Source organism: Sphingomonas sp. (genome assembly GCF_035944535.1).
Taxonomy (GTDB): domain Bacteria; phylum Pseudomonadota; class Alphaproteobacteria; order Sphingomonadales; family Sphingomonadaceae; genus Sphingomonas_B.
The window spans coordinates 101,437-125,006 of sequence record NZ_DASZBC010000006.1; the positions used below are offsets into that span (position 1 = coordinate 101,437).

Consider the following 23,570-nt stretch of genomic DNA (forward strand, 5'->3'; position numbering starts at 1 on the left):
CTCTCTGTTCCAGGGAGGGGTTGTGGATCCGCTGCTCATCGTTGCCGTGCTCGCGATCATCGTGGCGGGCCTTGCCATCTATGCTTTCAGGCTTTCGGGGCAGCTCAGGACAGCCGAGACCCGTCTGGCGGCTGCGGACGAGCGGGTCTCTCAGGCAGATCTGCTGCGGATGCAGCTGACCGAGGTATCGAAAGAGCGGGACGCCGCGCGCGAGGAAGCGGCGGCGTTGCGGCCCCAGGCGGAGCGCTGCCCCAGGCTGGAGGACGAATTGGTCGGGCTCCGATCCGAAAAGGAAGCGCTCGCCGCCGCCAAGGCCGCCTATGAGCGTGGCGAGGCGGAACGGAAGCAGGCGTTCGAGCGGCAGCTGGCGGAACTGAAGGAACTGGAGGCGAAGCTCGAAGCGAAGTTCGGCGACCTTGCCGGCAAGGCGGTGCAGACGGCGCACGACGAGTTCCTGAAGCGCGCTTCGGAGCGCCTGACGCAGGACGGCCAGCAGAATGAGGCGAAGCTGAAAGCATTGCTCCAGCCCGTCGAGGCGACGCTGAAGCGCTACGAAGAGCAGCTGAACGTTGTCGAGAAGGAGCGGGTTGGCAGCTATTCCGCGCTGCAGAAGGCGGTGGAATTGCTCCATTCCGGCCACACCCAAGTCAAGGAAGAGACGGCGCGGCTGGTCAACGCGCTGCGCTCTAGCCCAAAGGCGCGGGGCCGCTGGGGCGAGCAGAGCCTGAAGAATGTGCTGCTGCAGGCGGGGCTGGCCGAAGGCGTCGACTTCAACATAGAGGTCTCGGTCACCACCGATGATGGCCGCCTGCGCCCAGACGTGATCGTCAACCTGCCCGGGGGCAAACAGCTGATCATCGACGCGAAATGCTCTCTGAATGCCTATCTGGATGCGTCGGAGCAGGTCGATGACGAGGCGCGCAAGACGCATCTGAAAGCGCATGCGGCCTCGATCCGCAACCATGCGCAACAGCTCGGCTCAAAGGCATATTGGGCGCAGTTCGGCGACGCTGCTGACTATGTCGTCATGTACATCCCGGGCGAGCATTTCCTGACCGCGGCGCTCGAGCAGGATGATGGGCTGTGGGAGTGGGCGTTCGAGCGCAAGGTGTTGCTGGCAACCCCGACAAATCTGGTGGCGATCGCCCGCACCGTGGCCTCGGTCTGGCGGCAGGAGAAGCTTGCCGAGCAGGCCGCTGAGATCGCAACGCTCGGCAAGGAACTGCATGGCCGACTGGCGACAATGAGCGGGCATGTTTCGCGCTTGGGGCGCAATCTCGAGCTGGCGACAGGCGCCTATAATAGCTTCGTCGGCTCGCTGGAGAGCCAAGTGCTGACGCAGGCACGCCGATTCGAGGCGCTGGACGTCTCCGGACCCAAGGCGATCGAGGCAGCGCCTGTCGTGGAAACCACGCCCCGGCCGCTCACCAAACTCGTCTCGGGTCCCGCCGAAGAAGCCGCATGAGTGTCATTCCGGCCACAGTGAGGCGCTTCTCTGTGGATAACGCGCGGCTCACCAGAGGAATCCGGTTTTCTTTTGCCGCGCCTTGACACAAATCAGGCGTCCTTAAGGGAGGGAATCACCAATGGCGGACGCCAAACCGAAACGTGCCAACAACGCGCTGTCCAAGCCGGTTCAGCCTTCGGGTGACCTGGCCGCGATCGTCGGCGATAAGCCGATCGCCCGCAGCGACGTCGTTTCGAAGATGTGGGATTACATCAAGAAGAACAATCTGCAGAACCCGCAGAACAAGCGCGAAATTCTCGCCGACGACAAGTTGAAGAAGGTGTTCGGCGGCAAGGACAAATGCTCGATGTTCGAGATGAACAAGCACCTGTCCAACCACCTGAAATAAGCTTCTCGGTTCTTCTCGAAGGACAAGCGCAAAGCCCGGCCCCGTGCCGGGCTTTGTCGTTTCCGGGCTGGAAGGGACCGATGTGCCGCGCCGGGACAGCGATCGTTCGACCCCGACTCCCCGATTTCCCCAAAGTCTGTTAACCATTTCCATGCGAGCCGAGAGCTTGCCAAGTAGAGCGTCGAAGAAAGACGCTAAGTAACTGACGATAAACTTGATTGCGTTCGCCTCGGCGCGAATCACATGTGCCGAGCGGGCCGTTGAATGGGGGATTACATGACGAGACTGCTCATCGCTGGGATCACCAGCGCGCTGCTCGCGGGCTCTGCGTCCGCGGCGATTACCGTTTCCACCAGCACCAGCGGGACCAATCCAGCGTCCGATCCCGGCTATGCCGGTCTCGCCCTGATCTACGACTTCGACACCAAGTCGCCGGCTGCGGGCAACCTGACCGGTGATTTCAAGATCGAGGTCGCGCCCGGAACAGGAATCGCGGCGGCGCCTGCCGGCACTCCAGCCGGAACCAAGTTCCTGACCGTGCCGAACTCCACTAGCACCGGCAGCGCCGATCTGTTGCTTGGCGGCGAGTTCAGCAAGGTGAGCTTCTATTGGGGTTCCATCGACGACTATAACACGCTGCAGCTGCTCGATAAGTTCGGTATGGTGATCCATAGCGTGACCGGATTGGGACTGCCTGCCCCAGTGGCCGCCAACGGGAACCAATCAGCGCCCACCAGCAATCGGCGTGTCACCTTCGCCAGCACCTCGCGCAACATCGCCGGTTTGCGGCTGAGCTCGACCAATTACGCATTCGAGATCGACTCGGTCGCGGGCGCGGTTCCGGAGCCGGCGACCTGGGCGATGATGCTGGGCGGCTTCGGCCTGCTCGGTGCCGCGGCACGCCGCCGCCGCACCGTCGCGAGCGTGCTCGCGTAGAGCTCAGCTCTCCTTTCTCTAACGCCGCCGGTCTCCGGGCCGGCGGCATTTTATTGCGCGGCATTGCTTTTTCGACCGCCCGCGACTAGGTGAGCCCCGCATTCCGCAGGAATGGTGACGCATCGGTGCTCCCCATGAGCGCCAACGCTGGCCGACGAGGTTTCGTCCGCCGGCGTTTTTCGCGTTGCCGCGCCGGCGGCATTGGAGTGACGGCATGTTCGAGAGTCTGAGCGAAAGGCTGGGCGGCGTATTCGACAGGCTGCGTGGCCGTGGCGCGCTGACGGAAGCCGATGTGCGTGCGGCGATGCGCGAAGTCCGCATCGCGCTGCTCGAAGCCGATGTGGCGCTGCCGGTCGTCCGCGATTTCGTCGATAAGGTGACGGAGCAGGCCGTCGGCCAGCAAGTGCTCCGCTCGGTCACGCCGGGCCAGCAGGTCGTCAAGATCGTCCATGACGCGCTGGTTGACATGCTCGGCGCGGAGGCCAGCGAGCTGGCGCTCGACGTCACCCCGCCCGCAGTTCTGATGCTCGTCGGTCTTCAGGGCTCGGGCAAGACGACCAGCACCGCCAAGCTCGCCAAGCGCCTGTCCGAAAAGGACCGCAAGAAGGTGCTGATGGCCTCGCTGGACGTGAACCGTCCGGCGGCGCAGCAGCAGCTTGCGACGCTCGGCGAGCAGGTCAAGGTGGCGACGCTGCCGATCGTGCAGGGTCAGCCCCCCGTCGAGATCGCGCGGCGGGCGCTGCAAGCGGCCAAGCTGCAGGGCTTCGACGTGCTGATGCTCGACACGGCCGGGCGGCTGCACGTCGATCAGGCGCTGATGGACGAGATGAAGGCAGTTGCCGATGTCGCGCGGCCGCAGGAAATCCTGCTCGTCGTCGATGCGTTGACCGGCCAGGACGCGGTCAACGTCGCCAGCAACTTTTCCGCTCAAGTGCCGCTGACCGGCGTCATCCTGACCCGCATGGACGGCGATGCTCGCGGTGGCGCGGCGCTGTCGATGCGCGCGGTCACCCAAAAGCCGATCAAGTTCGCCGGCACCGGCGAGAAGATGGACGGGCTGGAGGCCTTTCATCCGCAGCGCGTGGCAGGTCGCATCCTCGGCATGGGCGACGTCGTCAGCCTCGTCGAGAAGGCGGCGGAAAGCATCCAGGTCGAAGATGCCGAGCGCATGGCTGCCAAGATGGCCAAGGGTCAGTTCGATATGGACGACCTGCGCGCGCAGCTGGCCCAGATGCGGCGCATGGGCGGGCTTGGTGCGCTGGCCGGCATGATCCCGGGCATGAAGGCAGCGAAGCAGGCGATGGCCTCGGGCGCCGTCGACGAGAAGATCCTGGTGCGCATGGATGCGATGATCACCTCGATGACGCCGAAGGAGCGTTCGAAGCCCGAGCTGATCAACGCCAAGCGCAAGATTCGCATTGCGAAGGGCAGCGGGACGACCGTGCAGGACGTGAACAAGCTGCTGAAGATGCATCAGGAAATGGCGAACGCCATGAAGAAGATCAAGAAAATGGGCGGGCTGAAGGGCCTGGCCGCGATGTTCGGCAAGGGCGGCGGCCTGGGCGATATGCCTGGCGGCATGGGGCAGATGCTGAGCGGAGCAGGGGGCAAATTGCCCGGACTGCCTGGCCTGGGCGGCGGCGCCGGCGGGCTCCCTCCGATCCCGGGCAACCTCCCGCCTGGTTTCGACAAGTTTTTGAAGAAGTAACTGCAATCAACTGAAGGAAGACGAGAATGGCACTTTCCCTCCGGCTGTCGCGTGGCGGCTCCAAAAAGCGTCCTTACTACCGGATCGTCGTGGCGGACGCGCGTTCGCCTCGCGATGGTCGGTTCATCGAGAAGATCGGCACCTATAACCCGCTGCTGGCGAAGGACTCGCCCGAGCGCGTGAAGCTCGACGCCGACCGGGCCAAGCATTGGCTGAGCGTCGGCGCGCAGCCGACCGACCGTGTGCTCCGCTTCCTCGATGCCGCCGGCGTCAAGGAGCGCCCCGCCCGCAACAACCCCAATAAGGGCAAGCCCGGCGAGAAGGCTACCGAGCGCGCCGAAGAGCGCGCGGCGAAAGAAGCCGAGCGCGCCGAGGCTGCTGCCGCCGCCAGCGCTGCTCCGGCGGCCGAAGAAGTCACCGAAGAGGCGACCGACGACGCCACCAACCAGGGCGTTTCGACCGAGCAGCCGGCCGAAGGGGACGCCGGCGCCCCGACCGGCGCCGACGAACCGCAGTCGACCGACGCGCCGGCCGAGGGTTGATACGTGTCTCACCCCTCCCCTTCAGGGGAGGGGCAGAGGAAGGGCAGGTCGATAGACACTGCTTCATCCGGACAGCCCCACCCCCACCCCTCCCTTGATGAGGAGGGGCTTAGGCGCCGCATCACCCTCGCAGCGATCACCGGCGCGCACGGGATCAAGGGCGAGGTGCGCCTGAAGCTCTTCACCGACGATGCCGAGGGACTGAAGCGCTACGAGAGCTTCGATGCGAACGGCCGCACCCTCACGCTCCAATCCGTGCGCCAGGCAGGCCCCGGCGCGATCGTGCGCTTCAGGGAAGTGCCGGACCGCACCGCTGCCGAGGCCTTGCGCGGCGTGACGCTGACCGTCCCGCGCGAGGCGCTGCCGCCACTCGCTGAGGGCGAATATTATCATGCCGACCTGATCGGCCTGCCGGTGATCACGCCCGCCGGTGATTCGGTCGGGCGCGTGCTTGCAGTTGAGAATTTCGGCGCTGGCGACGTGCTCGACATCGAACTGCCGACCGGCAAGAGCTTCATGGCGCCCATGCATGCCGTAACGGTGGAGGCCGAACGCATCCTGATCGACCCGGTCTTCATCGTCTGACCGCGTTGACAGGCCCGCGCTTCGCCGGAAGGAACGCCGGCGCGAGCTGAAGGGAGACGATGATGCGGGTCGAGCGGGCAGGGCTTCAAGTGGCATCGGTGCTGGCCGACTTTATCGAACGGCAGGCGCTTGCCGGACTGGGCATCGACGCATCACGCTTCTGGGACGGCACGGCGCGCCTCTTCGCACAGTTCGTGCCAGAGAACCGAGCGCTCCTCGCCAAGCGCGATGCCATTCAGGCGCAGCTCGACGACTGGCACCGGCAGCGGCGCGGCCAGCCGATCGATGCAGGCGAATACCGGGCCTTTCTCCGCGAGATCGGTTATCTTGTCGGAGAGCCCGCACCGTTCGCAATCGGGACGGACAATGTCGATGATGAGATCGCGCGCACGGCTGGGCCCCAGCTCGTCGTCCCCTCGCTCAACGCCCGCTTCCTGCTGAACGCCGCCAATGCGCGCTGGGGCAGCCTCTACGACGCGCTTTACGGCACCGACGCGATCCCGGGTGCGCCTGAGCCGGGGGGTTTTGACCGGGTGCGCGGCGGCCAGGTGATCGGCCGCGCACGAACCTTCCTCGACGAAGTGCTGCCCGGTTGGTCGACCGTCTTCGACGATGCCGAGCATCCCGCGCTGGTCGGCTGGCGCGACGACAGCCCGCTGTTCCGGCACAACGGCCTCCATATCGAACTGCTCGTCGATCGGGAGCATCCGGTCGGGCGCGACGACCCGCACGGCATCGCCGATGTGGTCCTCGAGGCCGCGCTGACCGCGATCGTCGATCTCGAAGATTCAGTCGCCGCCGTCGATGCCGACGACAAGGTCGCAGCCTATGCGAACTGGCTCGGCCTGTTGCGCGGCGATCTCGAAGAGACGTTCGAGAAAGGCGGCCGCATGTTGACGCGCCGCCTGAACCCTGACCGCACCTATACCGGCCTCGACGGAACAGAGTTCACACTGAAGGGCCGCAGCCTGCTGTTCGTCCGCAATGTCGGGCATCTCATGACGACGCCCGCGGTGCTGCTGCCCGACGGCTCGGAGGCGCCAGAAGGCATTCTCGACGCAATCGTCACCAGCCTTTGCGGTCTGCACGACAGAGGCCGGAACAGCCGCACCGCCTCCATCTACATCGTCAAGCCGAAGATGCACGGCCCGGAGGAGGCGGCTTTCACCAACCGGCTGTTCGACGCAATCGAGGACCTGCTCGGCCTCGCCCGCCACGCGATCAAGGTCGGCGTGATGGACGAGGAGCGGCGGACCTCGGCCAATCTCGCCGCCTGCATCCATGCCGTCAAAGACCGCGTGGTGTTCATCAACACCGGCTTCCTCGACCGCACCGGCGACGAGATCCATACCTCGATGCAGGCCGGGCCGATGGTGCCGAAGGGCGAGATGAAGGCGAGCGCCTGGATCAAGGCCTATGAGGACCGGAATGTCTGCATCGGCCTTGCCTGCGGCTTCTCCGGCAAGGCGCAGATCGGCAAGGGCATGTGGGCCGCGCCCGACCGCATGGCCGAGATGCTGGACCAGAAGATCGGTCATCCGAAGAGCGGCGCCAACACCGCCTGGGTGCCGAGCCCGACCGCCGCGACGCTCCATGCGATGCATTACCACCAGGTCGATGTCTTCGCCGTGCAGGAGCAGCTGAAGAGCGAGGCTCCGCCGCCGCTCGACGCGCTCCTCACCGTGCCGCTCGCCGAGGGCCGCAACTGGAGCGAGGAGGAGGTCCGGCGCGAGCTCGACAACAATGCGCAGGGCATTCTCGGCTATGTCGTGCGGTGGATAGATCAGGGCGTCGGTTGTTCCAAGGTGCCGGACATCAACGATATTGGCCTGATGGAAGACCGCGCGACCTTGCGCATCTCCAGCCAGGCGATCGCCAACTGGCTGCTACACGGCGTTTGCACGCCCGATCAGGTCGATGCCGCCTTCCGGCGTATGGCGACGAAGGTGGACGCGCAAAATGCCGGCGACCCGCTCTACCGCCCGCTGACCGAGGACAGCATCGCCTATCAGGCGGCGCGCGCCCTGGTGTTCGAAGGCGTCGCCCAGCCCAACGGCTATACCGAGCCGCTGCTGCACAAATTCCGTGCTCAGGCCAAAGCGCGAGGCTGAGCGCCCCGCCCCCGGTCGTTTCGAGCGCAGTCGAGAAACTTGACTTCGCACCATGGTGCTTCTCGACTTCGCTCGAAGCGAACGGATATGAGTGACTTACGAAACGGGGGAGTGGTGGCGTGAGCGACTGGACGCACGGCTATAATATCGAGCAGGGCTATACCTATGGCGTCTATCGGGAGCTCGCGCCCGACTGGATGGACGTGTGCGCGATGCTGGCCGGCTATGTCGCGCCGTCGGAGGCCGCTCAGGATAATCTGCGCTATCTGGAGCTTGGCTGCGGGCAGGGCTTCGGTCTCTGCCTGATCGCTTCGGCCTATCCGTCGATCGAGTTCGTCGGTGTCGATTTCAGCCCCGAGCATATCGCCCATGCCCGCGGCCTCGCCAGCGCGGCGGGGCTGACCAACGTCAGCTTCGTCGAGGCGGACTTCCTCGATCTCGCGCGTGCCTGGCCGCTGGAGCTAGGGCGGTTCGACTATGTGGTGCTGCACGGCATCTATAGCTGGGTGCCGGCCGAGCTGCGCCAGGCGATCGTCGCCTGCCTGGCCGAGGCGCTGGTATCCGGTGGCCTCGCCTATCTTTCCTATAACTCGATGCCGGGCTGGGCCGTCATGCAGCCCTTCCAGCACATCGCCGCCCGGATGCACGCCAAGTCGGCGGCGCCTGGCGCGCAGGTGCTCGGCAATGCGGTCAGCCTGTTCCAGAAGCTGAAGGCCGGCAATGCGGCGCTGTTCGACGCCCTGCCGGGGCTGTCCGCTCGCGTGGACGGCTTGAAAGACCTCAGTCCCAATTATCTGGTCCAGGAATATCTGCACAGCAATTGGACCCCGATGTGGTTCAGCGAAGTCGCCGACGAGATGCGCGGCGCCAAGCTGGACTTTGTCGCCTCAGCGACGCTGCCGGAAAATCTGCTTCCGGCGATGCTGCCCGAGCCGGTGCGTGCCGTGGTCGGCGAAGTCGCCGATCCGCTCGCCCAGCAGGATGTGATCGACTGCGCGATCAACCAGAGCTTTCGCCGCGACCTGCTCGCCCGCGGTCGGCGCAAGCGGTTCCAGGCCTCGCCCGGCGCGGCCGAACTGCTCGTCCATGCCCTTGCCCGCCCGGCGGGCGAAACGGTGGCCGTCAAGACGAGCTTCGGCGAGTTCACGTTGCGCCAGCAGATCTATGCTCCGCTGTTCGATGCGCTCGAAAGCGGGCCCAAGCGCATTGCCGAGCTGCTGGCGGTCAGCAAGGAACAGTCGAACGTTCTTCAGGCGCTGATCCTGCTCGCCCATGGCGGTCATGTCGCAGTGCTGAAGGACGAAGCGCGAGACTTCGCCGCCGCTCAAGCCTTCAATCGCGCTTGCGCGGCCGCCGTGCTGACCGGGGCGCCGTATAACTATCTTGCCGCGCCTGCGATCGGCTCGGCGCTCACCGCGCGCGATGTCGACCTGATGCTGCTTGGGCTGATGGCAGACGATGGCGACCGCGACACGCTGTGGGCTCGGCTGCTGGAGGCCTTGGGCAGGCTAGGCCGAAAGCTGCTCGCCGACGGCAAACCGGTCGAGGGAGAGCAGGCCGCGCAGCTCGCAAAGGAATTGGTTAACGATGTTCTCGTAAACCGGCTGCCGCTCTGGCAGAAGCTCGGCGCGGTCACTTAAGGGGTGGTACCGACGGTCGAACTTCCCTAGCGGAAGGGCCGTGATGCGTTTTATCTGTGCCGGATTGGGACGGATCGGAGGACTGGCGGTAGCGGGCGTCGCGGCGACGCTGCCGGCCCAGACCTATGGTCCGACCGTCGAAAAGCCCGAAGCCGCCGCCTTGGCCGGCGTCACGCCCCCCGCCATCCCCCGCGAGCTGGCCGAGGCCGCGAGCAAGGCCGTGCAGTTCAATCCCGCCATGCGAGCCGCGCGGATCGGCAACCGCGCCGCGGAAACGGACGTGAAGTCGGCGCGCTGGCTTTACGGTCCAAGCTTGTCGGTCAACGCCTTCGCCTTCGAAGGCGGCAGTGCGATCGTCCGGGACGACAGTTTCACCGCCAATCTCGTTGTTGACCAGCCGATTTGGCAGGGCGGGCGGATCAGCGGCACCATCGACCGCGCCAAAGCCGCGGTGCGTCAGAGCGAAGCGGTGACGGATGAGACGGCGCAGGAGATCGCGCTGCGGGTCACCAACATCTTTTTCGAGCTCGTACGTGCGACGCTGCGCGCGCGGACGCTAGACCAGGGCCTTGCCGAGCACCGTAATCTCGTCGGTTCGATCGAGCGGCGGGTTGAGCAGGAAGTCAGTCCGCGGGTCGATCTGGAACTCGCCCGTTCGCGGACGGCGCAGCTGCTCGAGCAACAGACCACAGCCAATGCACTCGCCGCGTCGAGCCTGCAGCAACTGCGGGTGCTGCTGAACGACACAGCTTTCACCTTGGACGAGATGCCGCGCTACAATCCGGCGGTGCACCACCCTGATCCGGCTGGCGCGATCGAGGCGGCGACGACCTGTTCGCCGGCGCGGCGGCGGCTGCAGGCCGAAGCGCTGGTGGCGCGCGCCGACCAGAAGATCGCCCGCGCGCAGGTGCTGCCGCGCGTCTCCGCCCAGTTCACCAGCAATGAAGTGACCGGCGAGCGCGTCGGCATCGCGTTCAGTGCGTCGACCAATGGCGGGCTCTCGCAGTTCGAGGCCGCACGAAGCGCGTCCCTGCGCCGCACCGCCGCCGAGACCCGTGTCGGCGTGGTCGATCTGGACGTGCAGACGGCGCTGGCCGCCGACTTTGCCGAGAACAGCTCGGCACGCGACCGGATCACGACCAGTACCGCCGCCGCTGCCGCGGCGCGAGCCGTCACCGATTCCTATCAGCGCCAGTTCGTGGTCAGCCGGCGCAGCTGGCTAGACGTGATGAACGCCGCGCTCGAGGCCGCCCAATCCGACATTGCCGTCACCGATGCAGAGGTCAGCGCCATGGCGTCGGCCGCCCGCATCCTTCTCCGCACCTGCCGCTGGCAGCCCGAACCGCCAGTGAGCCGCCCATGACCGCACCTCTACCTGCCCTTGTCGAGCGCATGGCGCGCGAGCGATCCGTCGATCTGCCGCCCGACTGGATGGGCGGGGCCGATCCTGCGCGCCTGACGGGCGAGCAGGGCCTGAGCGAACTGGCGGACAGCGCCGGCTGGACCGTGCGTCAGGTCAGCGGACGGCCCCGTGCCAACCGTTTCCCCTTGCTTGCCTATGCGCCCGATCAGGGCGGCTGGCTGCTGGCGGAGCAATGGGAGGGCAGGGACCGGCTGCGCGTCTGGGACGGCATGCCGCGGACCATCGACTTTCATGGCGAGCTGTCTCTCTACGATTTGGAACTGCCGCAGGCCGCCACCGCGCGTAGCCACAGCTCGGCCTTCGACGTGTTCTGGCGGGCGATCATCGCGCGCAAGGATGTGCTGTTCGCGGCGACCATCGCGACGATCGTCGCCAATATCCTGACGCTCGCCACCTCGCTTTATTCGATGCAGATCTACGACCGCGTGATCCCGCGGGCAGGCTATTCGACACTCTGGGTGCTAACCGTTGGCGTGCTGGTCGCGCTGATGCTGGACTTCGCGCTGCGCACCGTGCGCGCGCTTATGATCGAGCGGGAAGCGGCGCGGATCGACCAGGACGTGTCCGAGTATTTCTTCGCGCGGACCCAGGCGGTCCGCCTCGATGCGCGCACCGGTGGCGTCGGCACCATGGCGGCGCAGCTGCGCGGGCTCGAACAGGTGCGGGCGATGATGTCGTCGGGCTCGCTGTTTCTGCTCGCCGATCTGCCTTTCGCCCTGTTCTTTGTCGTGATCATCTATCTGCTCGGCGGTTGGCTGGCGCTGGTGCCACTTGTCAGCCTGCCGATCGCGCTGGCGATCGCCTGGAGCCTTGCCAGGCTGATACGCAAGGACACGGACCGCGCGCAGGTCAGCGCCAATCGCAAGAACGGCCTGCTTGTCGAGTCGATCGACGCGGCCGAGACGATCAAGGCCAATCGCGGCGGCTGGCAGCTGCTCGCCCGCTGGAACCGGCTGGTCGAGGATGTGCACACGTCCGAAGACCCGGTGAAGCGCTGGACCTCGACGGCAGGCTCGATCTTCTCGACGCTACAGCAGGTCACCTATGTCGCGCTGATCGCCTTTGGCGCGATAGAAGTCGCGCAAGGGCGGATGACCACCGGCGCCTTGATCGCCTGCGCGATTATCGCCGGCCGCGTGAACGGCCCCTTGGTAACTCAGTTGCCGAGCCTGATCGTGCAATGGGGCTACTCCCGTGCGTCGCTGCGCATGCTCGATCAGATCCTCGGCCTCCCCATGGACGAAGACCCCGACGTGCAGGGGCTCCGTCCGGCCCATCTGGGCGGATCGTTGCGGCTCGAAGGCATTCGGTTCGCCTATCCTGGCGCACGGGAGGGCATCGATGTGCCGCAGCTGGAGATCCGGGAAGGTGAACGGGTTGCGATCGTGGGAGGCATCGGCTCGGGCAAGACGACATTGCTGCGTTTGCTCGCCGGCCTCTACCGGCCCCAAAGCGGTCGCGTGATGCTGGGCGGCCTAGATGCGTCGCAGATCGCGCCCGACATCCTCCGCCAGCATATCGGCTATCTGGCCCAGGACTACCGGCTGGTGAACGGCACGCTGCGCGAGAATCTGCTGCTTGGCATGTCGAACCCTGGCGATGACGTGTTGATGGACGTGATCGGCAAGAGCGGGTTGCTGCCGCTCGTTTCCGCTCACCCGCGCGGGCTCGACCTGCCGATTCAGGAAGGCGGGCGTGGGTTGTCCGGAGGTCAGCGGACTCTCGTCGGCTTGACCCGCCTGCTGCTGGCCAAGCCGCCGGTGCTGCTGCTCGATGAGCCGACTGCCAATCTCGACGATCAGGTGGAGAGCATGGCCCTGGGCGCGGTCGCCGCGCAAATGACGGCGTCGCGCACTCTGATCGTCGTTACCCACAAGCTGCGGCTGCTGTCGCTGGTCAATCGCGTGATCGTGATGATGAACGGCAAGGTCGTGCTCGACGGCCCGACGGCGGAAGTGGTGAAGGCGCTGCAAGGACCGCCCAAGCAGCCGCAAAAGGTGGCCGCCCAGTCGGGAGCCGCCGCCTGATGCGCTCGCGGACATCCATCTGGGTCATTGCCCTGTCGACCCTGGCCGTGCTCGGCTTCTTCCTTTGGTCAATCTGGGCGGAGCTCGACCAGATCACCCGCGCTCGCGGGCAGGTCATACCGACCGGCCGTGTTCAGACGGTGCAGGCGGCGACTGAAGGCACGGTCAACGCGATCATGGTCAAGGAAGGCGACCGCGTCGCCAAGGGTCAGCTGCTCGTCGCGCTCGATCAGGTCAGTGCCGGCGCCGCGGTAGAGGAGGGGCGGGCCCGTGTCGCGGCGCTTCGTGCGTCCATGGCCCGCATCGAGGCCGAGTTGTTCAACCGGCCTTTGAGCTTTCCTGCCGATGTTGCCGCCTTCCCGGATGTGGCGAACAACCAGCGCATGCTGCTCGCCCGCCGGCGGCAGGCGCTCAACGCCGATATCGCAGCGCTCAGCGCGCAGCTGACGCTCGCCCGGCAGGAGCTGGAGCTGAACCGGCCGCTGGTCGGCTCCGGCGACATTGCCCGCGCCGAACTGCTGCGGCTGCAACGCTCGGTGTCGGACCTGTCGGGTCAGATCGCCAGCCGCCGCAGCCGCTATCTGCAGGAGTTGCAGACCGAGTACACCCAGACGCAGGAGCAGCTGACGACGGCCGAGCAGGGCCTGACCCAGCGCACCGACCAGCTCGGCAATGCCGAGTTGCGAGCGCCCGTCGCCGGCATCGTCAGCAATCTGAAGCTCTCGACTGTCGGCGCGGTGCTGCGCCCGGGCGACGAGGTGATGCAGATCATCCCAGCCGGCGCGCGTTTGATCGTCGAGGCGAATCTCTCGCCGGCCGAGATCGCGTTCATCCGGCCTGGCCAGAGTGCTTCGGTCAAGTTCGATGCCTATGATGCCTCGGTTTATGGCGGAGCCGAGGGCAAGGTGATCTTCGTCAGCCCCGACACCACGACGGTGCCGCGGGCCGATGGCGGACAGGACAGCTTCTACCGCGTCCAGCTGGCGGTGGACACGCGCACCATGCGCCCAAGGGATCCCGGCGAGCGCATCGCTATCCAGCCCGGCATGACCGCCACGGCGGAAATCAAGACGGGCACCACCACCGTTTTCCGGTATCTGACCAAGCCGATCCTGCGCACGACCTCGGAAGCGATGGGCGAGCGGTGATTGTTTCGCCGCCGTTCACAAAAGCTTAATCTCACTCGGCCAAGGAAGCGTCGAAGGCCGCTTCGACCCGGCGTCCTTTGCTGCGAGTGCGAGCAGAACGGGCTTGTGCTCCGTTATGGTACGGTTTTAGGGTTGTCAGGCCTGCGGAGAGGTGCCAAAGGCCAAAAGCGGACCAGTTTGAACTAAAAAGGGAGTTTCCTGATGAGTTTCCGTAAAGCAGCGACCTCGCTCGTTGCCGCCGTTTCCATGATCGCCCTGCCGTCGATGGCAGCCGCGCAGACTGCTTCGGCGTCGAAGCTCTCGGTCGCTTCGGCCCGCACCAGCGCCAATGTCGAAGGCGAGAACCTCGCCGGCGGCAGCCTGATCATCGCGCTCCTCGCCGCAGCCGCGGTCGTTGCGGGCATCCTCGTTGCCGCGGACAGCGACGACGACGCCGAGAGCGCGTAAGCGAAGCTCTCGCTAGTGATTTAGAAGGGGGTGGCTTTTCGCCGCCCCCTTTTTTTGTTTCCGGTCTCATGGCCTAGCTCCTTTTGGCGCAGCCGCGTTTCGTGCTGACGATGATGGACAGACGTAGTGTCATTCGCCTCGGCGCGGCCGGTGCAATCCTCGGCACAGCAGGAACGGCATTGTGGAGCGCCTTTACGCCCTCCGCGACGGCCGGACCTGACTCCTCGCAGGACGTGCAAGCCAGGATCGATGCGGCAGCTCGCGAAGGCGGGGGAGCTGTGGTCCTGCCGCGCGGGGCGACAACTCACTTCCGTAAGGGTCTGATCATCAAGCCCAAGGTTCGCCTCGATCTGAACGGCGGACAGCTCATCTTTCACCTTTCGCAAGCGGATGACGCGGGTGTCCGGCTCAGGTCTGGCGCCACTATCGAGAATGGCGGCGTCTTCGTGCGATCCCTGGGAACTCCGGGCATTCAGGGCGGCGCTCACGCTCCGATCCTGGTGGGTTCGCTGCTCGACGAAGCCCGCGAGGTCGGCCGCCTCTGGCCCAACGAGGACGTCTCCGGCTGGACCATTCGCGGGCTGGTGCTGGGTGGCGACAAGAATGTTGCGATACCCGGTGGTCCGATGGTCGGCTCCCCCGCCATCCAGATCATGGGCAGCGCGCATAATGGCCTGATCGAAGACATAGAGGTCCTCGACAGTGCGCACATCATGGGCGGCGTGCACCTGGATTGGGGCGTGGTCGGGCCGCTCTCGTCCGCCGACATCGAAGCCAGCGCACGCGCATTTGCCGAAGGGCGCGGCTATACCACCCATCCGCACGATATCATCATCCGCCGGATCAAGGTGGGGGCCTTGGCCAGGCCGCTGCAGCAGGCGCATGGCACCTTCGGTGTCCGCCTGTCGGGCGTACACGACATTTCGGTCAGCGACGTCGAAGTCGAGCAGGTGAGCGAGGCAGCCTTCTACCACACCGCAGGCGATCTCGGCTTCGAGTTCGCGAGACCCGACGCGGCGGCGCGCGCCTGCCGCGGCATACGCTTCAGCAACGGCCTGCTGCGCCGTTCCTCCTCCGCCTATCTGGTGAAGAGCGACAGTTTCGCCGACAACATCGCCCGCCAGTCGGCACAGGGCTATCGGCCTCGCCTCGATCCGCTCCACTCCACCGACATTCTGCTTGAACGCATGCGGGGGGTGGAGCAGGGACCGGGCGCCCCCTGGGGCATCCGTGTCGACCATCAGCGCGGCGGCCGCATCGTCGACTGCGCGGTTCGGGGGTTCGGACGCGGCTTCTACATCGACGAGCAGGTCTACGACTTGGACCTGGTTCGCCCCGTCGCAATCGGCAGTCGCGAATTCGGCATTTCGGTCGAACATCCAAGCCGGCCGCCGGGGCGAATTCGCATCGACTCGCCGGACGTTGATGGACCCGGCATCCTGATCGGGCGGAGCGACGATGTCCGCCTCACCGGCAGGGGCCCGTCAACCGAGCGGGGCGGCGACTGTGTTGTCCGGGTCACCCGCCAGGCTGTCCGGGCTCAGGTGGAAGGCTGGAGCGGAAATCAGCTCTGCCGGTCTTGATCCGTAACGGCCATCGGTCCTCCGTCTTCGGTCTCGATCAGCCGCAGCTCGCCGTCCCTGAACGGCAGCAGTTCGCCGTCGCCGTCACTCTCCGCAAGGGCTGCCCGCCACACGATGAGCTTGCGGCCGTCCCTTACAATGAAGGCGCCGGGATAAGGCCGAGTGGTGGCGCGCACCAGCCGTTCAGCGTCACGGACGGAGCCGGCCAGGTCGATCCTCCCATCCTCGGGTGTACGCCCCGGCCACTCGCTGGCCTCATCCTCCGATTGCTTCCTTAGCTGGATGGTCCCGTTGAGCAGCTTGGGGAAGGCGGTTTCCATCAGCGTCACATGCGCCGCGTCGACCGCACGATAGAGTTCTCCCGCATCGGTGCGCTCGCTTAGTTCGATCACCACCTGATCGACGATCTCGCCCGTATCCACCCCCTGGTCGAGCTTGAACATGGTGACGCCGGTGCGCTCAAGGCCCTTGATGATCGCCCAAGGGATCGCTGCCCGTCCCCGGCCTTGCGGCAACAAGGTCGGATGCATTCCCAATACACCGTTGCGGGGAGCCGCGAGCACATCCGTACGCGCGATCTGGGACCAGCCGATGATGAAGAGCCAATCAATGCGTGCCTGCCGGATGGCTTCGACCGCTTCGGGATCGTTGATGTTGCGCACCTTCACCAACGGGATGGCGTGCTCGCCACAAAACTCGTCAAGGTACACGCGGCCCGATTTGGTGACGCCGCGATCGTCCGGGATCGTCAGCGCAAGGTCGAGCCGTCCACCTACACGATAGATGGCCCGCATGCAGGATAGGCCCAGCTGGACGCAAGTGACGAAACCGAAGCGCATGATCAATATCTCGGCGGTGGCTTGAGCAGATAGGAAAAGGTCCGCGCAATGATCGACAGGTCGCGGATCAAGCTGACTTGCGTCGCATAGGCAGCGTCCAGCGTCGCCTTTTCAGCCACGGACATCCCGTCGAAACTGTTCACCTGCGCCCAGCCGGTCAGGCCCGGACGGCACGCCAGCGCGCCGCTCCGACGCCTCAGTTCGATCAGCTCCGTCTGGCTAGGGATAGGTGGTCTCGGTCCCACGATCGACATGTCGCCCCGCAGGATGTTGATCAGCTGCGGCAGCTCGTCCAGGTTCGTCCGGCGAATGAATCGGCCGACGGGGCTCAGCTTCACTCCCGCAAGTTGATCCGACGGCACGTTGCCGGTGTTCACCGGCATGCTGCGGAATTTGTAGAACTCGAAGGTTCGGCCTCCGCGTCCGGTCCGCAGCTGCCTGAAGATGACTGGCCCCGGATCGGCAAGCCGAATGGCGATCGCAATCGCGGCCATAAACGGCAGGAGGAGCAAAAGGCCAGTCAGGGCAAGCGTCACGTCCAGGGTGCGCTTGCCCCATTTCGCATAAGCACCCATCAAATCAGGGATGCGCCGAAGATCATCTGGAACGCCTCGGCCGGGCCGCTTCCGCACTGAGCACCGCGCAGTGCGGCGAGACCGCGGATAGCCTCCGTGCTTCTGGGGTGTGGATAGTCACGCATGACGTTGCGGTAGCAGGCGAGCGCGGCGAGCTTGGCGTCCAATGTATTCGCTACATCGACGAACATATTGGGGATGAAGGGAGCCTCACCGACGGGAAAGCCCCAGTCCGTGGCCGAGGGGATCTCCATCAGCGCGATCATTTCGAGCGGCCGGACCTCGTCGCGGCGCTGGAACAGCCGCGCCGCGGCCAGGCACGCGCGATGAACCTGCTTGTGATCGTCGTTCAGATCCGACGGGTGATGAGTGAACAGCCGATGTGGGCGGAAGGTGGCAATCTGTGCCTCTATGAACTGCACCAGCTCCAGATGGGGAACGGTGTTCATGCGGATATTCGGAAATTCGCCGAGTATGGGGCGGCCGAAGCCGAGCTTTTCATTGGCAGCCGTCATGTCGGCGTGCAGTTGCTCGTCCGTCGGCCTGCGTGTGCGCGCGTCTACATTTCCGCAGAGAATGACCGGCTGGACGATATCGCCTTGGCCGGTCAGCTTCGCGCCTGTGGCGCCGAAACCGAGGATTTCGTCGTCGGGATGCGAGACGACGACCAGGTTGATCTTCGCCTCGCTCATCCGCCCCTTCCCCTCGTCACTGATTTCTCCAGGCTAGCCTGCAACTCTGCCTCGATAGCATGCGGCGGCCTCCAGCCCAGCAACTCTCTGGCCGGGGTGCTGTCGATCTCCAGATCGTCGATCAGCCGGTCGATCATGGCCTCACGACCTATCCATCGCCCGAGAGTCCGAAGCAAAGCAGGAGGGCAGGGGAGCACCCGGTTCGGGTGGCCGGCTGCCCTGTAGAGGGTAAGCGCCACCTCCGCCGTGGAAAGCGGCGGTCCATCGCTGACCAGAAAGGCGCGGCCGGCGGCTTCCGAATGCGCGGCCATATGCAGCAGCAAGTCGACGAGATTGTGCAGGCTGATGAAGGAACGTCGATTGCTGATGGACCGCAACGGCAGGGGAATGCCGCGCTTGGCGGCCGCAATAAGCTGCCCGAAATTGCCAGGGGCGTTGGGTCCGAACACAAGTGGCGGGCGTATGATGACCAGCTCCAAGCCGCGCTCGCTGCAGAGCGAACGCAGTGCATCTTCGCCGGCGCGTTTCGAACGGGCATAGGCGCTAACGGGGGCGAAGGGGTCGTCGGCTTCGAAGGGGCGGCCATGAGTGACCACGCCGTGAACGGCAACCGTGCTGACGAAGACGAACCGGCGGCCGCCACTTCGCGCGAACGCATCCGCCACGACGACAGGCAGGTCGCGGTTGGCTTCAAGGAACGCACGCTCGGGGTCGGGCGCCTGCTCGCGCAGAACATGTGCCCGGCCGGCGAGCATGATCGCCACTTCGGCGCCCTCGAACGTCGCATCCGAGAACGCGGCATCATATCGGATGCGGACGGGCTTCACGGAGCTGTTGTCCAGGGGCGCGGGCGCGCTGCTTGCCGCGATCCCGGGGATGCCGCGAAGCATCATCTCACGCACCAGAGCCTGGCCGATAAAGCCTGAAGCACCAATGACAGCAATTTTGGGCGGCACGCTCATCAAAATTGGCGATATTTCAGCCAGGCACGGGCGGCATAATTGCTGAAGTACCAGGCCGAAGCGAGCGGCCCCAGCTGCTCGATGTTGCGATAGGCGAGCCAAACCTGCTTCGCGGAGTTGCCCTTGTCACGCGACACCGACTTTTCGAGCACGCGATATCGCATCAGGTCTTCATCCAGACCAAGGGCCGCGCCACCCCTTTTCAGCAGCTCGAGCCAGCAGGCGAAATCGTCATAATAGGTTTTCTTCATCCGGAACGGTCCGGATCGGTCGCGATCGACAAGCACCGTCGACGTGGTGATGATGGTGTTGCCGAGCAGCCCTTTATAGCCGATGCGTCGCGGAACGCCAATATAGTGACCCGTCCGGGATCCATCTGCCGAAATGCGGCGGTAGCCCGTGAAGGTCAGCACCGTACCTTGGTTCCGGCGGTGGAAGTCGAGTTGCCGTTCCAGCTTGCCCGGCAGCCAAAGGTCGTCGCTGTCCAGAAAGGCCAGCCATCGGCCTTGCGCCCGCTCGAGCGCTGCGTTGCGGGCAGCGGCAGGGCCGCCATTCCGCTCCATCTCGATCAGCTTGATGCGGGGATCGCGTGCCGCCCAGTCGCGGACCACGTCTCGTGTGTGGTCGGGCCCGCAATCTTCCGCAATCAGCATCTCCCAATCGGCATAGCTTTGATCCAGCACCGATTGGATGGTTTCGCCGATTACGCTTGCGGCGCGATAGGCCGGGGTGATGATCGAAACAAGGCCGTCATTGCGTGGCATGATCGCAGCGCCTCAAGCGGTCTGCATGGCAGGCGGCTGTGCCGTAAGAGCCGATGCCAGAGAATCGGCAAACTGTTCGGCGCGCTCGATATCGGGAACGAAAAGTTCCCCAGGGTAGCTTTCCCTCCACACCCGAGCGAACCATTCCAGATGTGCCGGTGCCTGATGATCCGGGAGAGATCGGTCCAGCTCGCGGGTAAGCGCTTCCGGCAACTCGGTCAGGGATCGCACGGAGAGCGCGAAGGGGGCATCATTGTAGAAGGCGTCGCCCAAAACAAGGACGCGCTTCCCCAACAAGCCGGCCTCGGCGCCACTCTTGCTGTTCACCGTCACGACAGCGCGCGCCCGGGCCATCACCTGATAGTTGTTAGTGGTTGGCGGCAGCAACGCCAGATTGTCATAGCGCCGCAGCAGCTCGATCATCCGCTCGCTGCCGATGGCGCCAACCATCGCGGGATGCTCTTTCAGCGCGAGCCGGTAGCCGTCGGGAAGAGTCCGGCACAGATAATCCACCAGCGCCAGCTGATCGAGAAACTGGGGCGAGCGAATGGTCAGCGCCATGTCCCCGGGGACGTGCAGCGGATAATAGATGAACCGCTGGAGCTCCTGCAGAGGCGTGTAGTGCGGCCGCAACCGCCTCGAGTTCAGGATCATGCCCAGATGCGATCGCACATGATGCCCGATGAAACCGAACTCCTGGCGCTTGCCCCGCAGATATTTGTCGGCCGCCTTCTCCACCAGGCGGCGACCGTTCTTCAGGTTCACCACTTTCTTGAATGCCGACCGATATTGGTGTGCATCCTTTTCCGGGATCACGATCGCACCCTGCGACAGCGTCGAGCGAATATAGTCAAGCATCTCTTCAGGGGGTGAGGCGGGAGCCTCCTGTATCTGCGGGGCCCTGAAGCTGTTCTTCGTCAGCATCATGCGGCCGCGGAAGAAGCTCGGCTCGATGAACAGATTGTCGACACCGGCGGCGCGTGCCGCGTAATAGCTGCCGATCACCGACAGGAAACCGCCCACTTCCTGAACCATCACGACCTCGCCGCCTTCGGCGCGCGCGTCTTCGATCGCCCGTCCGGCAGCTTTCACCGCGCCGGCGAGTTTTGCTCGCATTGCGTCGCTATCGGTGCGGTTGAATGCTAAGCGCTCGTGGGTCGTCAGCGAGTTGACGCCGCTGATGGCCGCGCGCGCAAACAGCTCCTCCTGCTCATCGACCGAGATACGGGTGATGGCATCGGTTGCGAGCACGACGGGCAACCCCGCTCGCTCGATCATCTCGGCGCTTCTGTCATCGAACGACAAGAAGCGCGGACGAAAGCCGCGCGCTGCTAGCGCCTGCGCCACATTGACCCAGAACACGGTCTGGTATTCCGCCAGAGTAACGATCAACAGCTGCATGTGCCTATATCCGGTTGAAAGCCGCGCCTATGCGCGTGCGCCGGTGAGGGGCCTGCGCGCAAAGGCAGGTCCGCTCTCCGCTGGCGGCGGCCGGCGCGTGAACTGACGCTCCCATGCGATGGCCAAAAGGAGGGCGGCAATCTTCAACCAATAGGTGACGAATAGCGGGAAGAGCAAAAATCCGCCCGCGTAATGTAATGAAAAGCCGTAGAACACATAGGTTGCTGCAATCGCGCTCACCACCATGTTCCGGTACAGCAACAGGACCGTGTACCGTAGCATGAGAGCCGTCGCGAGCCCAAACAGAGGAAGGGTGATAAGTGCCAGCCACGGGTTAAATAGTTCAAAGTGAACTTCTGGATAACCGCCATTATACTGCTGTCCCATCCGGGCCAGTTCTGCGCTACGAAAATAACCCAGCTCCAGGCTCATCAAGTATTGGATGGTGGTATTGCGATCGCGGTCTATAGGATTGATGAAGATCTGGTCAAAGGCTTCGCGTGAGACGAGAGGCAGGGGGTTGTCGAACCGTACCCGCTCCCATTCCGCGGACCACATCTGCACTGGCTGGAGCAGAATGCGCTCCTGGATCTGCTCAACCGGATCTCGATAGTTGCGGACATTGTAATAGCTGTTGACCACGAGCCCGGCGAGACTGAACATGATCACCAAAGCGGCGACGAAGCGGAACACCTTGGACGCGAAGATGCGGTGAACCATCGCGTTTTTAGGTAAGGGGCCTACAACACCCAGGGTCTTGCCGATCGACACAGCCGCGAAGGGCATGAAGAAGAAGCTGAACTGAGTATAGAAGATCGAAAAGCGGTTCCCCGTCAGAACCCAGTAGATCAGCAGCACGACGAAAACGAGCACGAAGCGGAAGTCGTGCTCCCGGCCGTTGATCCGGGGCAGGATAGTGAAGGCGCCCAGGGTAAAGCAGGTCAAGAAGTTCAGTTCATAAGCGCCGTTGTGCACGATGCCCGCAATCTCGTTATACTGCAGCCGATCCATGCCGGCGAACAGAGGCACCACACCGACGCGGATCAGATTACCGAATAGAAGGGCTACGAACGCCGATGTGCCCAGGAAAGCGAGGCTGCTCAACTTGATCTGATAGTCTTGCCAGGCCGGGCGGCTGCGCAGCGCTTGGATCGCGCGGGCCTGGTCGCGGAACACCCAGAGCAAGGGTATCGCGAACGACGCCACGCCATAATAGAACATCGGCGCCGCGGCATTGCCACCCACGTAGCGGCCCAGTTCGCTCGCATAGAGCGGCCCGAACAGATCGACGTAGAGAATGTCAACGCTTCGATAAAACATCGCGAACAGCAGGAAGAAACCTGCGAACGCGGCCGCGGGAGCACGCAGGAAGATGCGGGCGAGGAGCGGCATGAGCGCGGCAAAGGCGATGAGACTCAACATCTTACATGTTCCGCCGCCCGGTAACGGCGCTTCTCGCTTGTGCTGGTTTGGGAATGGCTCCGCTCTCTAGCTTTCCGGAACGAGAATGGCACGTTCTATTTCGGTCTCTTGCCCGGTCAGGGCGAACTGCGAGGGCGCCGGCGCCAGCTTTGGGAAGGAGGTGAAGGTAGCGGTGTAGAGCAGGCGTTCGTGTCCCGGCGCCAAGCGGCTGCCCATGTGCAAGCATCGGGATGTCTCGACCGCAAAGACGCTCAGCTTGGGGGCAATGATCTCGACCTTTTCCTCGGGTGCGACATGGCTGAAGATGTCGGCGTCGCTGCGGTGGCTGCGCAGCGACGAACCGCAGCGGTCGGTGGCCCGGGCGGGCAGGAAGGTGAAGGGACCATCCTCGATGGAGGTCACGTCGGTCAGATAGACGAACACCTTGATCGTGCGTGGATCGTCATAGTCGCGGTGCCAAAGCTGAGATTGGGCGAGCGGTTCGGCGCTATGTTGAGACAAGGTAAGCAGCACATAATCCAACTGCGGCAACCCCCCCATTGCCTCGGAAAGGGTTTGAACCAGCGCCGGCTGCAATGCGAAGCGCACAAAGATGCTGTCGCTCGGCATCCGGCCATCGCGCATTTCGCTGTCGAGCAGACGAACCCAGAAAGCTTTCGCGGTAAAATCGCGACCGCCATCCGCGACCTGCGCGGCCCGATCCGCAAGCTTCGACTGGGCAGCCGCCGCTAGGTCGATGAGCAAGTCTTGACCGACCATGTCGGTCAAGACCGCATAGCCGTCGCGACGCAGAGTGCGGCCCAGTTCTTCAGCGGTTGAATTTGCGCCCAACTCGCCCAGCAGGCCCTGCCTGCTCGACACCAGTCGGTGAAGCTTTGCGCGCCTAAGCATCTTGATTGGCGGAACGAG

The 23,570-nt window shown here is 64.6% G+C and carries 21 protein-coding genes; 13 read left to right on the plus strand and 8 right to left on the minus strand.

What is annotated here, in order from left to right; all coding sequences use genetic code 11:
- The first annotated feature begins 22 nt into the window (after nucleotides 1-22).
- The 13 genes from rmuC (at nucleotide 23) to VGT77_RS05480 (ending at nucleotide 16,006) form a co-directional block, all read left to right on the plus strand.
- The gene (rmuC, locus tag VGT77_RS05420; protein ID WP_327460343.1) at nucleotides 23-1,465 is read left to right on the plus strand and encodes a DNA recombination protein RmuC; all 1,443 of its coding nucleotides are present in this window, start codon (nucleotides 23-25) and stop codon (nucleotides 1,463-1,465) included.
- 121 nt (nucleotides 1,466-1,586) lie between these two features.
- Entirely contained in the window at nucleotides 1,587-1,856 is a 270-nt protein-coding gene (locus VGT77_RS05425; RefSeq protein ID WP_327460345.1) for an SWIB/MDM2 domain-containing protein, read from the plus strand.
- A gap of 276 nt (nucleotides 1,857-2,132) precedes the next feature.
- The gene (locus VGT77_RS05430) at nucleotides 2,133-2,792 is read left to right on the plus strand and encodes a PEPxxWA-CTERM sorting domain-containing protein (protein ID WP_327460347.1); all 660 of its coding nucleotides are present in this window, start codon (nucleotides 2,133-2,135) and stop codon (nucleotides 2,790-2,792) included.
- A 214-nt stretch (nucleotides 2,793-3,006) separates the two neighbouring features.
- On the plus strand, nucleotides 3,007-4,500 hold the full coding sequence (gene ffh, locus VGT77_RS05435) for a signal recognition particle protein (protein WP_327460349.1): 1,494 nt from the start codon (nucleotides 3,007-3,009) through the stop codon (nucleotides 4,498-4,500).
- Nucleotides 4,501-4,526: 26 nt separating this feature from the next.
- Nucleotides 4,527-5,042, plus strand: a complete 516-nt coding sequence (gene rpsP, locus VGT77_RS05440) for a 30S ribosomal protein S16 (protein ID WP_327460350.1) — start codon at nucleotides 4,527-4,529, stop codon at nucleotides 5,040-5,042.
- Nucleotides 5,043-5,162: 120 nt separating this feature from the next.
- Entirely contained in the window at nucleotides 5,163-5,627 is a 465-nt protein-coding gene (gene rimM / locus VGT77_RS05445) for a ribosome maturation factor RimM (RefSeq protein WP_327460909.1), read from the plus strand.
- Nucleotides 5,628-5,686: 59 nt separating this feature from the next.
- Nucleotides 5,687-7,738: a malate synthase G gene (locus tag VGT77_RS05450; protein WP_327460352.1), complete on the plus strand. Its 2,052-nt coding sequence runs from the start codon at nucleotides 5,687-5,689 to the stop codon at nucleotides 7,736-7,738.
- Between the two features lie 119 nt (nucleotides 7,739-7,857).
- The gene (locus VGT77_RS05455) at nucleotides 7,858-9,378 is read left to right on the plus strand and encodes a class I SAM-dependent methyltransferase (protein ID WP_327460354.1); all 1,521 of its coding nucleotides are present in this window, start codon (nucleotides 7,858-7,860) and stop codon (nucleotides 9,376-9,378) included.
- Nucleotides 9,379-9,421: 43 nt separating this feature from the next.
- Nucleotides 9,422-10,741 carry a TolC family protein gene (locus VGT77_RS05460; protein WP_327460356.1) on the plus strand — a complete coding sequence of 440 codons (1,320 nt, stop codon included), beginning with the start codon at nucleotides 9,422-9,424 and terminating at the stop codon, nucleotides 10,739-10,741.
- On the plus strand, nucleotides 10,738-12,828 hold the full coding sequence (locus VGT77_RS05465; protein WP_327460358.1) for an ATP-binding cassette domain-containing protein: 2,091 nt from the start codon (nucleotides 10,738-10,740) through the stop codon (nucleotides 12,826-12,828). Before VGT77_RS05460 ends, VGT77_RS05465 begins: the two co-directional genes overlap by 4 nt.
- Entirely contained in the window at nucleotides 12,828-13,976 is a 1,149-nt protein-coding gene (locus VGT77_RS05470) for an HlyD family type I secretion periplasmic adaptor subunit (RefSeq protein ID WP_327460360.1), read from the plus strand. The genes VGT77_RS05465 and VGT77_RS05470 overlap by 1 nt, the downstream gene beginning before the upstream one ends.
- Before the next feature lie 201 nt (nucleotides 13,977-14,177).
- Nucleotides 14,178-14,423, plus strand: coding sequence for a hypothetical protein (locus tag VGT77_RS05475; RefSeq protein ID WP_327460362.1), 246 nt, complete (start codon nucleotides 14,178-14,180; stop codon nucleotides 14,421-14,423).
- A 110-nt stretch (nucleotides 14,424-14,533) separates the two neighbouring features.
- On the plus strand, nucleotides 14,534-16,006 hold the full coding sequence (locus VGT77_RS05480) for a hypothetical protein (protein ID WP_327460364.1): 1,473 nt from the start codon (nucleotides 14,534-14,536) through the stop codon (nucleotides 16,004-16,006).
- Here VGT77_RS05480 and VGT77_RS05485 read toward each other — a convergent pair.
- From VGT77_RS05485 to VGT77_RS05520, 8 genes are all read right to left on the minus strand, one after another.
- Nucleotides 15,988-16,845: a formyltransferase family protein gene (locus VGT77_RS05485; RefSeq protein WP_327460366.1), complete on the minus strand. Its 858-nt coding sequence runs from the start codon at nucleotides 16,843-16,845 to the stop codon at nucleotides 15,988-15,990. The two genes, VGT77_RS05480 and VGT77_RS05485, sit on opposite strands and share 19 nt — an antisense overlap.
- A gap of 2 nt (nucleotides 16,846-16,847) precedes the next feature.
- A complete protein-coding gene (locus VGT77_RS05490) occupies nucleotides 16,848-17,420 on the minus strand; it encodes a sugar transferase (RefSeq protein WP_327460368.1) in 573 nt (190 codons plus the stop codon).
- Entirely contained in the window at nucleotides 17,420-18,112 is a 693-nt protein-coding gene (locus tag VGT77_RS05495) for a PIG-L deacetylase family protein (RefSeq protein ID WP_327460370.1), read from the minus strand. Before VGT77_RS05495 ends, VGT77_RS05490 begins: the two co-directional genes overlap by 1 nt.
- Nucleotides 18,109-19,176 carry an NAD-dependent epimerase/dehydratase family protein gene (locus tag VGT77_RS05500; RefSeq protein ID WP_327460372.1) on the minus strand — a complete coding sequence of 356 codons (1,068 nt, stop codon included), beginning with the start codon at nucleotides 19,174-19,176 and terminating at the stop codon, nucleotides 18,109-18,111. The genes VGT77_RS05495 and VGT77_RS05500 overlap by 4 nt, the downstream gene beginning before the upstream one ends.
- Nucleotides 19,074-19,838, minus strand: a complete 765-nt coding sequence (locus VGT77_RS05505) for a glycosyltransferase family 2 protein (RefSeq protein WP_327460373.1) — start codon at nucleotides 19,836-19,838, stop codon at nucleotides 19,074-19,076. Before VGT77_RS05505 ends, VGT77_RS05500 begins: the two co-directional genes overlap by 103 nt.
- 12 nt (nucleotides 19,839-19,850) lie before the next feature.
- The gene (locus VGT77_RS05510; RefSeq protein WP_327460375.1) at nucleotides 19,851-21,239 is read right to left on the minus strand and encodes a hypothetical protein; all 1,389 of its coding nucleotides are present in this window, start codon (nucleotides 21,237-21,239) and stop codon (nucleotides 19,851-19,853) included.
- A gap of 27 nt (nucleotides 21,240-21,266) precedes the next feature.
- A complete protein-coding gene (locus VGT77_RS05515; protein WP_327460377.1) occupies nucleotides 21,267-22,661 on the minus strand; it encodes a DUF6418 domain-containing protein in 1,395 nt (464 codons plus the stop codon).
- A gap of 66 nt (nucleotides 22,662-22,727) precedes the next feature.
- Entirely contained in the window at nucleotides 22,728-23,522 is a 795-nt protein-coding gene (locus VGT77_RS05520; protein WP_327460379.1) for a hypothetical protein, read from the minus strand.
- Between the last annotated feature and the right edge of the window lie 48 nt (nucleotides 23,523-23,570).